Here is a 13,645-nt window from a genome sequence, read left to right on the forward strand (position 1 = left end):
TAAATTCCAGTGACAATGCTACAATAAATTTTGTAAGTAAGTAATTACTAACTTACTAAAATTATGGAGGTTGCCATGACTCAAGAAGTTATTCAATTAATTGATATTCAAAAAAAGTTTGGCCCACAAACAGTTTTGGATGATGTGAGTTTTCAAGTACAAGCTGGTGAAATAGTGGGCTTGATCGGCCCCTCTGGTGCTGGTAAATCCACGATCATTAAGATTACTTTAGGTATGGAAAAAGCCGATGCCGGCCAAGCCACGGTATTTGATACTGTTATGCCCAATCGCGTTTTACTAAAAGATATTGGTTACATGGCTCAGACGGATGCGTTATATGATTCTTTAACCGCTTATGAGAATCTACAATTTTTTGCACAGATGAAAGGCATTGCGAAACAACAAATTGATGAACAAATTCAACATGCGGCGGCGGTAGTTGATTTGACATCAGACCTCAAAAAACGAGTTAGTGGTTATTCGGGCGGAATGAAGCGGCGGTTATCTTTAGCGATTTCTTTATTAGGTAATCCGCCATTATTAGTTTTAGATGAACCGACAGTGGGGATTGATCCAGCATTGCGCCAGCAAATTTGGCAAGAATTGATGCGCTTGCGCGATAGTGGCCGGACCATTTTAATTACCACTCACGTCATGGATGAGGCGGAATTGACGGATCGGGTAGCTTTATTATCCGATGGGCAAATTATTGCTAATGATCATCCCAGGAATTTAGAAAAACAATACAATGTTCAAACAGTAGAAGAAGTCTTTTTGAAAGCAGAAGGTGACTTGAAATGAGAACATGGGCTATTACCAAACGTGTATTAAAGGAATTATTTCGTGATAAGAAGACTTTGGCGCTCATGTTTATTGCGCCGTTAATTGTCTTAGCTTTAATGAATTATATTTTTAATGTTAATACCACAACTAATGTTACAATTGGCACCGTAGAAGTTTCGCAAAGTTTAAAACATAATTTAAATCAGGTCCAGCATGTTCATGTTAAAACTTATCAGTCCCCTCAATCAGCTAAGGCTGCTTTGAAAAAAGAACAGGTGGATAATATCATTGTTCAACGTAAAAATAAGTTGGTGGTCACTTACGCGAATGTTGATGCGGGCAAAACCAAATTAGCTAAATCAGCTTTACAAGTGGCCTTGAATCAAAAAAATATAAATCAATTAAAATCATCATTTCAAACTCTTCAAAAAGTTTTGCCGTCCACATTGCAACAACCAACAGTGCTAGGTCAATCTAAAAAACTAAAAATTCATAATGCTTATAACTACGGTACGAAAGATTCGACATTTTTTGACAAATTAATGCCGATTCTGATGGCGGCCTTTGTCTTTTTCTTTGTTTTCTTGATTTCAGGAATGGCGTTGTTAAGTGAACGGACCTCAGGAACGTTGAATCGCTTGTTAGCCACTCCAGTAAAGCGTTCTGAAATCGTTTGGGGTTATATGTTGAGTTATGGACTAATCGCTATTTTGCAAACTATTTTAATTGTTTTGTTTACGGTAGGTATTTTGAAAGTGCAAGTCGTTGGTTCTTTATGGTTAGTTTTATTAATCACTCTACTTTTGGCTTTAGTGGCTTTGTCATCCGGAATTTTTATGTCCACTTTTGCCAAATCCGAATTTCAAATGATGCAGTTCATTCCAGTAATCGTCATTCCCCAAATTTTCTTTTCCGGAATTGTACCATTAACTTCCATGGCTAAATGGGCGCAATGGTTGTCTGATATTTTACCATTAAAGTATGCTTCTGAAGCTTTGACGAATGTGATTATGAAAGGATTTACTTTGAATCAGATTAGTGGTGATCTTTTAGTTCTCGTTGTCTTTCTTTTAGCACTAACTGTTGGTAATATAATAGGATTAAAACGTTACAGAAAGGTTTAAAGTCATATGACTCAAAAAATTGTTGATTCTTGGTTAGCTGATGAAAAGATTCCGGCTGGTAAAAAGAAAATCTTTCAAGCAGCAGTTAAGCTATTTGCGCAAAAAGGTTATCAAGCAACCACGACTGCGGCTATTGCACGAGAAGCCGGTCTAAGTGATGCAACGATGTTTAAACATTTTAAAAATAAATCTGACTTGTTGCAGGCAATTATTACGCCGTTGATGCAACAAATGGTTCCCAAGATCAGTGATCAGTTTTTACAACAAATTCAACAGCAGGCCACTAATGTTAGAGATTTGATAGCGTATATTATGCGTGATCGTTATCAGTTTATGGCTAATAACTGGCAAATTATTTTGATTGTGTTGGATCAAATTTTAGTCAATCAGAACTTTCGCACGCAGGTGTTAGACATAGTGCAGCCTAAGTTAAACAAAGCGTTAGAGATCTTAACACAATTGTTAAAAACGGATCAGCAGGTCAGTTCAGAAGTGACTGCTACTGATTTAATCCGTTTAATCGTTGGTCAATTGTTAGTTACTTTTATTCAAAATTACAAATTGCAAGATCCTAATGGCATTGATGCTCGGCAAGAAGAACAAACAATGGAAAAGATGATTTTTTGGATTCAACAAGCAGTTAAAAAATAATTCTTGACTTCTGCTTAAATGAAAACTATACTGTTTAAGTGTTGAAACAAGCAGAAGCTCCCGCTTCTCACCCAAGCTTAAAGCCACTGGGTTAGATAATAATAATCGATAATTGATTGCGGGTGCTTCGGCACCCGCATTTTTTGTGAGTGATAATTTTTCGGAGGTGGATACCCATAGCTAATAATAGCAAAAACAATATGATCGTGAATGATCGCATTCGTTCACGTGAATTGCGTGTAATTTCAGTTAATGGAGAACAATTAGGTGTTAAGACTAAGCAGGAAGCATTACGCTTGGCCGAACAAGCAGACTTGGATTTGGTATTGGTTTCGCCTAATGCCAAACCTCCAGTAGCTAGAATTATGGATTATGGAAAATATCGGTTTGAGTTACAAAAAAAGGACCGCGAATCTCGTAAAAAACAGAAGACTGTTAGCATCAAAGAGATTCGCTTGAGTCCAACTATTGAGCAAAATGATTTTGATACCAAACTCAAGAATGCTCGTAAATTTCTCGAAAAGGGTTCAAAAGTTAAAATCTCGATTCGCTTCCGTGGTCGTGCTATCACTCACAAAGAAATCGGTCGGGATGTTTTGGAACGTATGGCAGATGCAACGAAAGATGTTGCAACCGTAATTACGCGGCCAAAGATGGATGGTCGTAGTATGTTCTTAATGCTTGCTCCAATTAATGACAATAAGAAAAAATAACAACGCAGGAGGATTTTATTATGCCTAAGCAAAAAACACATCGTGCATCAGCAAAACGTTTTAAATTTACTGCTAATGGTGGTTTGAAGCGTGATCATGGTTATACTAGTCACCGTTTCCACGGTAAGACTAAGAAACAACGTCGTCAATTAGCTAAATCAGCAATGGTCAGCTCCAGTGATATGAAACGTATCAAACAAATGTTGACTACTTACAAATAACATTATTTTATTTAATAATTTTTAGGAGGAATCTTTATGCCACGTGTTAAAGGTGGAACAGTAACTCGCAAACGTCGGAAGAAAGTTCTTAAGTTAGCCAAGGGTTACCGCGGTTCTAAACATATTCAATTTAAAGCAGCATCAACACAGTTATTTAATTCTTATCATTATGCTTTTCGGGATCGTAAGCAAGTTAAGCGTGATTACCGCAAATTGTGGATTGCCCGGATTAATGCTGGTGCTCGGATGTATGATCTGAGTTATAGCAAATTAATGCATGGTTTGAAGTTAGCTCAAGTTGATATCAATCGGAAGATGTTAGCAGATTTAGCAGTTAATGACCAACGTGCTTTTAAGAAGTTAGTTGATTTAGCTAAAGATGCGTTAAAATAAACACGTAACTAGCTTAGCTAGTTACGTGTTTTTCATCGAATGAGTTTAAAAATAAAAAGTTACTAAAAGTTGAGTGTTATGTAGAGTTTATTATGATAGATAATTGATATCTACGTTAAATCTCAACTTTTTTACGGATAATATAGAGGAAGTGAACACTCTGGGAATCTTCAAGCCAAACATGATGATTGAACAAATCACACAAATCCCCCCTGAAGAATTTATGGCGGCAGGGATTAAAGTGATTTTATCGGATTTAGATAATACTTTGATTCCTTGGAATCAAAAGGATCGCCAAAATGCGCAGTTAGCCAATTGGTTAAAGGCGTTGACCGCTCATGGGATTCAATTAGTTATTGTGTCGAATAATAATGAAGAGCGGGTTAGTCGGGCCGTGGCGGGATTACCAATTAAAATAGTTGCACGAGCCTTGAAACCATTACCGTTTGCTTTACGCAAATATCTCAAATCTAACTCTTATCGTAAACAAGAAGTAGTAATGGTTGGTGACCAGTTAATGACTGATGTTTTGGCAGGTAATTTGGCCGGAGTGCAAACAATCTTAGTCAAACCGTTAGTGGCGACGGATTCTAAAAAAACCCGGATTAATCGGATGATTGAACGTCCCATTTTAAAGATTAATCATTTTCTGTATCCACAACTAGATTGGAGGCGGCATTTACGTGACTGATGAAGTATTATCTTGTGTAGGTTGTGGGGCACAATTACAGAGTACTAATGCCCAGTTAGCCGGTTTTGTTCCTAGTAGTGCCCTGAAAAAGGCCGAATCAGCTTTGGATGACCAAGAACTTTATTGTCAACGTTGTTTTCGTTTGCGACACTATAATGAAGTAGCGGAAGTTCCGTTAGATAATCGTTCCTTTCAAAAACTGTTAAAACGCATTGGTCAAAAAGCGGCGCTAGTTGTTTACGTGATGGATATTTTTAATTTCTCGGGAAGCATTGTCAGCAACCTAAAATCGTATATTAAAAATAATCCTGTGTTAATTGTTGGCAATAAGCTGGACTTAATTCCTAATTCCTATAATCAAAATAAATTAGTTAATTGGCTGCAACAACAGGTCAAACAAATGGGCTTGCATCCCGTTGGTACGCAACTGGTTAGTGCCCAAAAATTAACGCATGTTGACCAATTGATGCACCAAATTGATCAATTGCGTCATGGTCAAGATGTCTATGTCGTCGGTTCTACTAATGTCGGCAAATCAACACTGATTAATGCCATTTTACAAGCTAACAGTGAACTGAAAAATTTAATTACGACCTCTAGTTATCCGGGAACTACTTTAAATGAAATTCGAATTCCGTTAGCTGGTGGTGGTGATTTGATTGATACACCAGGAATTATCCATCCCGGTCAAATTGCTAATTTGTTAACGGCCAAAGATCTCAAATATCTAGCACCACAAAGTGAATTACATCCGAAAGTTTTTCAATTAAAGCCCCAGCAAACCTTGTTTTTAGCGGGGTTAGGCCGGTTAGATTTTTTAGAAGGTGCTGCGGGTTCCTTTGCGGCTTTTGTGAATAATCAATTGTATGTTCACCGCACTAAGTTAAGCCATGCAGATGAATTTTATCAAGCTCACCGAAGCGACTTGTTGGCGCATCCCCAAACGAAGGAGCCAATTGAACAATTAGTAGCTCACACAATTCAAACTACCGAAAAAAGTGATATTGTGTTTTCTGGCTTGGGCTGGGTTTGTGTCCCAGCTCATGTGGTCGTTAAAGCTTATTTGCCAGCTGGGATTAAAGTTAATGTGCGGCCCGCTTTGATTAATTAAGTGGAGTAAATTATGTTAAATAAAAAGCAATTAAAATTTTTGAAAGGTCAAGCGCAATCCTTGACACCTAGTCTTCAAATCGGCAAGAATGGTCTCAGTGCTAATTTTCTGAAACAACTGCAAGACCAAATAGAATTACAAGAATTAATTAAAATTAATTGGTTACAAATGGCACCGGTTAATCGGACCGAAGTCGTTGCCACAATTACCCAAGCGGATAGTCAAATTATTTTAGTGCAACAAATCGGTCATACTGCGGTTTTTTATCGACCTGCTACACAAAAAGAACACCAACAATTAAGTCTTGAGGTGGCAAAAATCAAAGGATAGGTGATCAAAATGGCGCAGACCTTAACTACTAAGCAAGTAGTTACCAAGCCACAAACTCAAATGGCTTCCACAACGAAAAAAAAGCGCATTGGTATTTTAGGTGGAACTTTCAATCCACCACATGTTGGGCATCTGATGATTGCGGATCAAGTTTTTGCTCAATTGGGTTTAGATAAGATTTTGTTTATTCCAGATGCTAAACCACCACATGTTGATGTGAAAACCGCTATTTCGATTGAACATCGTGTTGAGATGGTGCGACGAGCCATCATTGATCATCAAAATTTTGATTTGTGTTTGATTGAAGCAAAACGGGGTGGTATTAGTTATACCTATGATACGATGCGTCAATTAAAATTAATGCACCCAGAAAATGAATATTATTTTATTATTGGCGGCGATATGGTCGAATATTTACCGAAATGGCATAAAATTGATGAATTAACGAAAATGGTGCAATTTGTCGGTGTTTGTCGCAAAGGTTATGAAAAAAGTTCACCATATCCGCTGATTTGGATTAATATGCCCGAAATTGACGTTAGTTCCACGTGGATTCGCCAAACAGTGCAGACCCAAGGCTCAATTCGGTATTTTGTTCCTGATTTAGTACGTCAATATATTGAAGAAAAGGGGCTTTATAGTAATGATCGTTCAAACTGATTATGATTTTGTTGCTTTAAAACAGCAAGTTCAAGCTAAATTGTCACCTTATCGTTTTGAACATTGTGTGCGCACGAGTCAACGCAGTGTAGAGCTGGCCCAGTTAAATCACAGTGATGTAACCAAAGCTAAAGTGGCAGGTCTAGTTCACGATTATGCCAAAGAACGTAGTGCCGATGAATTTATTCAAGTGATTAAACAAGAAAATTTGGATCCTGATTTGTTAAATTATGGGAACGCGATTTGGCATGGCGTTGTAGGTGCTTATTTTATTCAAAAAGAACTGGGCATTTATGATGAAGAAATTCTAAACGCGGTGCGTAATCATACTACGGCAGCCGTGAAAATGACGACTTTAGATAAGATTGTTTTTATGGCTGATTATACAGAAGCAGGGCGGGATTTTCCGGGAGTCGAAGAAGCTCGGCGAATTACCGATCAAGATTTAGATGCCGGGGTTAGTTATCAGATTGAACATACCTTGCAACTGTTATTGAGTCAGAAACAGCAAATTTATCCGAAAACAATTGATAGCTATAATCAATGGGTTGTAGCAGCCAAAAAGTGAGGTTTACGATTGAATAGTCAACAAATAATGCAAATTGCAGTTCAAGCAGCAGATTCCAAACACGGGCATGCGATTACTGTTTTAAACATGCAGCAAGTTAGTTTGGTTGCGGATTATTTTGTCATCGTGGATGCTAATAGTCAGCGCCAAGTTGATGCTATTGTGGATGCGGTGGTTGAAGCCGAAGAAAATCACGGTTTAACGATTAAACAAATTGAGGGCTCAAAAAATTCACCGTGGATTTTGTTGGATTTAGGTGATGTCATTGTGCACGTCTTTACTCAAGAAACGCGTGAATTTTATCAATTGGAAAAGCTATGGTCACAAGCACCAGTTGTTGAAGTTGCTCCCTTACTGAAAAAATAATGCGCGTTTGTGGAGTAATCGCTGAGTATAATCCGTTTCATAATGGTCATTTATGGCAGCTGCAACAAATTCGCCAGCAATTACAGCCTGATGTGTTAATAGTGATTATGTCAGGTAATTTTGTTCAACGTGGTGCGATTGCGCTGGTTGATAAATGGCAGCGGGCGCAAATGGCGTTGGCAGCGGGAGTAGATTTGGTGGTTGAGTTGCCGTTTTATGGTGCCGTTCAACCAGCAGATATTTTTGCCCGAGAAGCTCTGAAACTGTGTCAACAATTAGCAGTTTCGCACCTGGTTTTTAGCACAGAGAATGCACAATTAGATTATCAAACATTAGGTCAAAAAATTGCCCAAATAAATCCATCTAAAGAAACATTTACAGATTATCGTCAGACCTATGCCACACAATTTAATCAAGTCTTACAATCACAGTTGGGTTTAACATTAACTAATCCCAATGAGCTACTAGGTGTTGCTTACGCCCAGGCGGCGTTTGAGTTAAATTATGCGGTGCAACTGGTTGCTCTGCCGAGGCAAGGCTTGGGGCAACATGATCAAAGTGATTTGTCGGGAAAGTTTTCTAGTGCTAGTGCCATTCGCCAAGCAATATTGCAAGACCAGTCTTATCAATTAGCAATTCCAGACTTTGTGACTGACTTGTTAAAGCCACCATTTCTCAGTTGGCAGCAGCTTTTTCCGTATTTAAAATATCGGTTGTTGACGAGTAGTTTGGAAGAATTAGGGCAAATTTACCAGATGAATGAGGGCTTGCAGTATAAGCTCAAACAAGCAGTAGTTACCAGTACGAATTTTTCGGATTTTTTGTATCGTATTAAGAGTAAAAGGTATACGTTTGCGCGCTTGCGCCGGCTATGCCTGTATGTATTATTGAATATTTCTACTAGTCAAATGCAGCAAATGTTGGCGCAACCGTATTTGCAGGTTTTGGGCTTTAATGTCAGTGGTCAACAACATTTGCATTATTTACGCAAGCAAGTGAGTTGGCCGTTAATTACGAAAGTTACGCAAAAATTGGGTAACAAGCCGGGAATTATGGCTGATGCTGTGCAAATAGATCGTTTGTTAACGTTATTTGATTTACCGGAGCAAAACTTTGGACGACAACCATTACGAAAGTAGGTGATTATAATGTTAGTTTTTAAAACTCGAGAATTAGAAAAGTATCGCCAAGAACCATTAATTTTAAAACAAACGCTGGATGTTAGTGCCGATCTAAAGCAACGTGACCCACAAATCATGGAAGTGAGCCCAATTCAGGTTCAAGGCGCGATTAGTTTAGATGGGCAATTTATTTTCGGAGATCTTCACCTGACAGGTTCTATGACTTATCCGTCAACACGGAGTTTAGAGCCGGTTGTTTTACCAATTGATTTTACTTTTCATGAAACATATACGAATTTAACAGATGATCAAATTACCCCAGAACAAAAAGAGCAATACGATTTAATTATTTCATTGACGGACCAAACTTTAGACTTACAACAAGCGATTGAAGATAATCTATTATTGAATATTCCAACTCAGGTTTTAACGCCCCAAGAACAAGCGACCGGGGCTATGCCACAGGGCAATGAGTGGACGGTTATTTCAGAAGATGATTATGAAAAAAAAGCCACACCCAATCTAGAAGCTAGTGAAGAATTATCCAAGTTAAAAGATTTTTTTGCTGATGATAAGCAAGATTAAATAATTAAGGATTATCAATCGTTGCGAGTTGTGATAGGGTATTGTTAGACAAATGATCAACAGGAGGCACATGAAGATGAATAAACCAACCATTGGTGTCATTGGTATGGCTGTCATGGGTAAGAATTTAGCTTTAAATATTGAAAGTCGGGGATATACGGTTGCTATTTATAATCGGACCACGGCGAAAACCAAGCAAGTAATTGAAGATCATCCGGACAAAAGTTTAGTTCCTAGCTTTACGATTGAAGATTTCGTCAATTCTCTGGAAAAACCGCGCCGGATTGTGATGATGGTGAAGGCTGGTAAGGCGACGGATGCTGTGATTGATGAATTAATACCATTACTTGATCAAGGTGATGTCTTAATTGATGGTGGTAATACATTCTTTGAAGACACTATGGCACGTAATAAGCGACTTGATAAGTCTGGCATTAACTTTATTGGCATGGGCACTTCTGGTGGTGAATTAGGTGCTTTGAAGGGCCCTTCTTTAATGCCTGGTGGCCAAAAAGAAGCTTACGATTTGGTAGCGCCAGTTTTGGAACAAATTGCGGCTAAAACCGATGATGGTCAGCCATGTGTTACCTATATTGGGCCAAATGGTGCGGGACATTACGTCAAAATGGTGCATAACGGTATTGAATATGGTGATATGGAGTTGATTGCTGAAAGTTATAACTTGATGCGTAATTTAGGTCAATTAACACCAGAACAATTAGCAGAAATTTTTAGTCAATGGAACGAAGGCGAACTTTCCAGTTACTTGATTGAGATTACTGCTGATATTTTGACGCGTAAAGATGATTTAGGTAGTGATCAACCGATTATTGATGTAATTTTAGATGCTGCAGGTAATAAAGGTACGGGTAAATGGAGTTCACAAAGTGCTCTTGAATTAGGTGTGCCGCAATCATTGATTACTGAAGCTGTTTATGGCCGTTATATCTCAACCTTTAAGGATGAACGGGTTAAAGCCAGTGAACAGCTACCAGCGTCCAAGTTAGAAATGAAAGTTCCAGATGACTTTACTGAAAAAATTCGGGAAGCTTTGTACTTTAGCAAGATCATGAGTTACGCGCAAGGCTTTGCGCAGTTAAAAGCAGCTTCTGATCATTATGATTGGAATTTGCAATACGGTAAGATTGCTAATATTTGGCGTGAAGGTTGCATTATTAGAGCGCAATTTTTGCAAAAGATAACGGCGGCTTATCAGAACCAACCTGATTTAGATAACTTATTGTTAGACGATTACTTTAAAGATATTTGTGCTAAATATCAAGATTCTGCGCGTCAAGTCGTAGCTTGGGCCGTACAAGCGGGAATTCCTGTTCCAGCTTTATCTGCGGCCATTGCTTATTATGATTCTTATCGCGCAGCTGTTTTACCAGCTAGTTTGATTCAAGCACAAAGAGATTACTTTGGTGCTCATACTTATCAACGCGTTGACCGTGCTGGTATCTTCCATTATCCATGGTATGAAGAGCAATAATCTGTAGTATTAAAATGTAATTAATATAGAGATAAGTTAGAAAACTCGGTAATTTTATTGCCGAGTTTTCCTACTGTTTAGCTTCTTTTTGAGCATTAAAATAGCGCAGATTGCATAAATGTATTATTATAATAGTCCTGTTCCCAATAGTTAATACTTGAAAGCAATAAAATTAATCATGCTTATTAGAAAAAATGAGGTTTGTTGGAATTGGGGGGAGCAGGTACTCAGAGTGTTTTAAAATTAGTGGTATCGTTAAAATGTTAATCATAGATTTTAAGTTTCTGTATTATTAGCCAAAGGTTAAATAAACGTGATACACTAATGATAGCGAGATTTAGAAAAAATTAATCTAATTAAGAACTGGAGTCTTATAAATGTCAAAAATATTAATCATTGAAGATGAAAAAAATTTAGCCCGCTTTGTAGAATTAGAGTTACAACACGAAGGTTATGATACCCGTGTGGAACTAGACGGGCGCAAAGGTTTAGACGCCGCTTTAGGTGAAGATTGGGACGCTATTTTGTTAGACTTAATGTTACCAACTTTAAATGGTCTAGAAGTTTGCCGCCGTATTCGTCAAGAAAAGAGTACCCCCATTATTATGATGACGGCACGGGATTCGATTATTGATCGCGTATCTGGTTTAGATCATGGTGCTGATGATTATATCGTCAAACCGTTTGCGATTGAAGAATTATTGGCACGTTTACGGGCATTGTTGCGGCGAATTGATATCGAAGACCAGAAGATGGCGCCACATTCAACCAAGATTGAATACCGTGACTTAATTATGGATAAAGAAGCACATACTTTGAGTCGCAACGGTCAAGTCATTGAATTAACCCGGCGCGAATACGACTTATTCTTAACTTTATTGAATAACATGGGGAAAGTTTTAAGTCGGGAACAATTATTGAAGAGTGTTTGGGGCAGTGAATCCACGCAAAGTGAGACCAATATTGTTGATGTTTATGTGCGTTATCTACGTAATAAAATTGATGTACCTGATAAAGAAAGTTATATCCAGACGGTTCGTGGTACTGGTTACGTTGTTCGCCCATGAAGCAAAAATTAGCTAATTTACGAATTACTATTCAATTTAAGTGGACGTGTTTTTTGAGTTTAGCTATTTTTTTAGTGTTTGGTCTTTTTTCAACTTTAATCTATACTTCAGTCAATCAAGCTTTATTACGTAGTGAAGAAAATAATGTGCGGGATACTATTTCCGCAGTGGATAGTCGCTTTAATGTTTACCAAGGTCCTTTGAATAAGCAACAAGTGCAAAATCGTTTAGCACCGCGCTTAAATCAAAAAACGGTGGAACGGGATGCCAATGGTAATTTAGTGGCTGAAAATCCAGAAAAATTTTACCATGACAGTTTATCCAAGCAATTGGCGCGTGGTGATTTAGCCATTGTGTTATATGATTTGCACGGGATGGTTTTGTTTAAAGATGGGGCAATTGATCCCAACTTTACTGGCACCACGAAGATTACGGTCAAAAAAGTTCCCAGAAAATTGAGCTTTTTAGAAACGACGGTGCCGATTCACTCAAGTCGTAATCATAAAGTGATTGGCTACGTCAAAATTAACGACGGTCTGCGCGGTTATCACCGTGCTTTTCGCGAACTTAATCGCTGGATGATTGTGGTCATTATTTTTGCATTATTGTTAAGTGTCTTTTTGGGCTATGTTTTAACGCAACCGTTAGTGCGGCGCATTAACCAAGTTAATCGTACGATTGATGAGATTAACGAAGATCCTGATTCGCAATCGCGGATTCCCAAGCAGTCGTCTAATGATGAAATTACGGACTTGGTCGACCGCTTTAACCATATGTTAGACCGCCTGCAAGAGTATACCAATCAGCAAAAAGAGTTTGTGGAAGATGTTTCACACGAATTACGGACGCCCGTGGCGGTCATTGAAGGCCATCTCAAGATGCTTCAACGCTGGGGCAAAGATGACCCCAAAGTGCTTGATGAATCCATTGAAGCATCTGTGAGTGAAATTTCGCGGATGAAAAAATTGATTCAAGAAATGTTGGATTTAACGCGGGCAGAACAAATTGAAGTCAATTACACCAATGAAGTCACAGAAGCTAATGAAACGATTAAGCAAGCTTATGGCGATTTTGTGATGTTACACCCTGACTTTGAAATTGATTTTGATGATACGGTGCCAGATCATACCATGGTACAAATCTACCGCAACCATTTGATGCAAATCTTGGTCATTTTATTAGATAATGCCGTCAAATATTCTAAAGATCGTAAAGAGATTAACTTGTCGGCTTCGACCGAAGATGGCATGTTAAATATTGCGGTACAAGATTTTGGCGTGGGCATTACCCAAACAGATTTACAACGCATTTTTAATCGCTTTTACCGTGTTGATAAAGCTCGTTCACGTGAAAGTGGAGGTAATGGTTTGGGCCTGTCAATTGCCAAAAAGATTGTGGAAATGTATAAAGGAACTATTACGGCCGAAAGTGCGGTGGGTTCAGGTACCATTTTCCGAATTAATTTGCCGCTGGTTGAATCGAAAAAATTAAAGTAGTTTTAGAAGACTGAAAGCCTTGTAAATGACGTTGGTTGTTTGCAAGGCTTTTTTGTGTTGATTTCAAAATTCAAAAGCGACATTAACTGGTTGTAAAAAATAAGATGTTAATTTTTATTAAATTGATTTAATTTTAAAAAATATTATCTTTGCACAAAAAACAATGTTAATAAGCATAAAATATCAAACCAATTATTCTTCTTTTGTTTTAATTAAATGGATAAATCAAAACTAACTGCTTCTTGATTAATAATTAATTAAAGCACTATAATA

Annotated in this window: 17 protein-coding genes and 1 other annotated feature; all 17 genes read left to right on the plus strand. The window is 37.9% G+C overall.

Translation table 11 applies throughout. The annotated features are described in order from the left end of the window. Positions 1-75: 75 nt before the first annotated feature. The 17 genes from AC3B6D_RS03080 (at position 76) to AC3B6D_RS03160 (ending at position 13,372) form a co-directional block, all read left to right on the plus strand. The gene (locus AC3B6D_RS03080; protein ID WP_489774885.1) at positions 76-801 is read left to right on the plus strand and encodes an ABC transporter ATP-binding protein; all 726 of its coding nucleotides are present in this window, start codon (positions 76-78) and stop codon (positions 799-801) included. Continuing rightward, positions 798-1,907, plus strand: coding sequence for an ABC transporter permease (locus AC3B6D_RS03085; protein WP_489774886.1), 1,110 nt, complete (start codon positions 798-800; stop codon positions 1,905-1,907). The genes AC3B6D_RS03080 and AC3B6D_RS03085 overlap by 4 nt, the downstream gene beginning before the upstream one ends. Positions 1,908-1,913: 6 nt before the next feature. Then, positions 1,914-2,558 carry a TetR/AcrR family transcriptional regulator gene (locus tag AC3B6D_RS03090; RefSeq protein ID WP_489774887.1) on the plus strand — a complete coding sequence of 215 codons (645 nt, stop codon included), beginning with the start codon at positions 1,914-1,916 and terminating at the stop codon, positions 2,556-2,558. A gap of 42 nt (positions 2,559-2,600) precedes the next feature. Beyond that, positions 2,601-2,710 (plus strand) — a sequence feature (ribosomal protein L20 leader region). A gap of 48 nt (positions 2,711-2,758) precedes the next feature. Further along, positions 2,759-3,271, plus strand: coding sequence for a translation initiation factor IF-3 (infC, locus tag AC3B6D_RS03095; protein ID WP_489757429.1), 513 nt, complete (start codon positions 2,759-2,761; stop codon positions 3,269-3,271). Between the two features lie 20 nt (positions 3,272-3,291). Next, positions 3,292-3,492, plus strand: a complete 201-nt coding sequence (gene rpmI, locus AC3B6D_RS03100) for a 50S ribosomal protein L35 (RefSeq protein WP_489757430.1) — start codon at positions 3,292-3,294, stop codon at positions 3,490-3,492. A 36-nt stretch (positions 3,493-3,528) separates the two neighbouring features. After that, on the plus strand, positions 3,529-3,885 hold the full coding sequence (gene rplT, locus AC3B6D_RS03105) for a 50S ribosomal protein L20 (protein WP_489757431.1): 357 nt from the start codon (positions 3,529-3,531) through the stop codon (positions 3,883-3,885). 151 nt (positions 3,886-4,036) lie between these two features. Then, a complete protein-coding gene (locus AC3B6D_RS03110) occupies positions 4,037-4,576 on the plus strand; it encodes a YqeG family HAD IIIA-type phosphatase (protein ID WP_489757432.1) in 540 nt (179 codons plus the stop codon). Further along, positions 4,569-5,687 carry a ribosome biogenesis GTPase YqeH gene (yqeH, locus tag AC3B6D_RS03115; protein ID WP_489757433.1) on the plus strand — a complete coding sequence of 373 codons (1,119 nt, stop codon included), beginning with the start codon at positions 4,569-4,571 and terminating at the stop codon, positions 5,685-5,687. Before AC3B6D_RS03110 ends, yqeH begins: the two co-directional genes overlap by 8 nt. A gap of 12 nt (positions 5,688-5,699) precedes the next feature. Further along, positions 5,700-6,017, plus strand: a complete 318-nt coding sequence (locus AC3B6D_RS03120) for a YhbY family RNA-binding protein (protein ID WP_489774888.1) — start codon at positions 5,700-5,702, stop codon at positions 6,015-6,017. Between the two features lie 9 nt (positions 6,018-6,026). Beyond that, on the plus strand, positions 6,027-6,677 hold the full coding sequence (locus AC3B6D_RS03125; RefSeq protein WP_489774889.1) for a nicotinate-nucleotide adenylyltransferase: 651 nt from the start codon (positions 6,027-6,029) through the stop codon (positions 6,675-6,677). Then, the gene (gene yqeK / locus AC3B6D_RS03130; protein WP_489774890.1) at positions 6,661-7,245 is read left to right on the plus strand and encodes a bis(5'-nucleosyl)-tetraphosphatase (symmetrical) YqeK; all 585 of its coding nucleotides are present in this window, start codon (positions 6,661-6,663) and stop codon (positions 7,243-7,245) included. Before AC3B6D_RS03125 ends, yqeK begins: the two co-directional genes overlap by 17 nt. A 9-nt stretch (positions 7,246-7,254) precedes the next feature. Next, on the plus strand, positions 7,255-7,611 hold the full coding sequence (gene rsfS / locus AC3B6D_RS03135) for a ribosome silencing factor (RefSeq protein WP_489757437.1): 357 nt from the start codon (positions 7,255-7,257) through the stop codon (positions 7,609-7,611). Continuing rightward, positions 7,611-8,750 carry a nucleotidyltransferase gene (locus tag AC3B6D_RS03140; RefSeq protein ID WP_489774891.1) on the plus strand — a complete coding sequence of 380 codons (1,140 nt, stop codon included), beginning with the start codon at positions 7,611-7,613 and terminating at the stop codon, positions 8,748-8,750. Before rsfS ends, AC3B6D_RS03140 begins: the two co-directional genes overlap by 1 nt. Positions 8,751-8,759: 9 nt before the next feature. Then, positions 8,760-9,317 carry a DUF177 domain-containing protein gene (locus AC3B6D_RS03145; RefSeq protein ID WP_489757439.1) on the plus strand — a complete coding sequence of 186 codons (558 nt, stop codon included), beginning with the start codon at positions 8,760-8,762 and terminating at the stop codon, positions 9,315-9,317. Positions 9,318-9,393: 76 nt separating this feature from the next. After that, positions 9,394-10,809, plus strand: coding sequence for an NADP-dependent phosphogluconate dehydrogenase (gene gndA / locus AC3B6D_RS03150; protein WP_489757440.1), 1,416 nt, complete (start codon positions 9,394-9,396; stop codon positions 10,807-10,809). Between the two features lie 377 nt (positions 10,810-11,186). After that, positions 11,187-11,876 carry a response regulator transcription factor gene (locus AC3B6D_RS03155; protein WP_489757441.1) on the plus strand — a complete coding sequence of 230 codons (690 nt, stop codon included), beginning with the start codon at positions 11,187-11,189 and terminating at the stop codon, positions 11,874-11,876. Further along, positions 11,873-13,372 (plus strand): HAMP domain-containing sensor histidine kinase, encoded by a 1,500-nt coding sequence (locus tag AC3B6D_RS03160; protein ID WP_489757442.1) that lies wholly within the window; start codon positions 11,873-11,875, stop codon positions 13,370-13,372. The genes AC3B6D_RS03155 and AC3B6D_RS03160 overlap by 4 nt, the downstream gene beginning before the upstream one ends. Positions 13,373-13,645 lie beyond the last annotated feature (273 nt).

Source organism: Bombilactobacillus sp. ESL1097 (assembly GCF_058107205.1).

Coding starts and splice junctions, on each gene's coding strand:
- AC3B6D_RS03080 (WP_489774885.1), top strand. CDS start 76: ATGACTCAAGAAGTTATTCAATTAATTGATATTCAAAAAAAGTTTGGC.
- AC3B6D_RS03085 (WP_489774886.1), top strand. CDS start 798: ATGAGAACATGGGCTATTACCAAACGTGTATTAAAGGAATTATTTCGT.
- AC3B6D_RS03090 (WP_489774887.1), top strand. CDS start 1,914: ATGACTCAAAAAATTGTTGATTCTTGGTTAGCTGATGAAAAGATTCCG.
- infC (WP_489757429.1), top strand. CDS start 2,759: ATGATCGTGAATGATCGCATTCGTTCACGTGAATTGCGTGTAATTTCA.
- rpmI (WP_489757430.1), top strand. CDS start 3,292: ATGCCTAAGCAAAAAACACATCGTGCATCAGCAAAACGTTTTAAATTT.
- rplT (WP_489757431.1), top strand. CDS start 3,529: ATGCCACGTGTTAAAGGTGGAACAGTAACTCGCAAACGTCGGAAGAAA.
- AC3B6D_RS03120 (WP_489774888.1), top strand. CDS start 5,700: ATGTTAAATAAAAAGCAATTAAAATTTTTGAAAGGTCAAGCGCAATCC.
- AC3B6D_RS03125 (WP_489774889.1), top strand. CDS start 6,027: ATGGCGCAGACCTTAACTACTAAGCAAGTAGTTACCAAGCCACAAACT.
- yqeK (WP_489774890.1), top strand. CDS start 6,661: ATGATCGTTCAAACTGATTATGATTTTGTTGCTTTAAAACAGCAAGTT.
- AC3B6D_RS03140 (WP_489774891.1), top strand. CDS start 7,611: ATGCGCGTTTGTGGAGTAATCGCTGAGTATAATCCGTTTCATAATGGT.
- AC3B6D_RS03145 (WP_489757439.1), top strand. CDS start 8,760: ATGTTAGTTTTTAAAACTCGAGAATTAGAAAAGTATCGCCAAGAACCA.
- gndA (WP_489757440.1), top strand. CDS start 9,394: ATGAATAAACCAACCATTGGTGTCATTGGTATGGCTGTCATGGGTAAG.
- AC3B6D_RS03155 (WP_489757441.1), top strand. CDS start 11,187: ATGTCAAAAATATTAATCATTGAAGATGAAAAAAATTTAGCCCGCTTT.
- AC3B6D_RS03160 (WP_489757442.1), top strand. CDS start 11,873: ATGAAGCAAAAATTAGCTAATTTACGAATTACTATTCAATTTAAGTGG.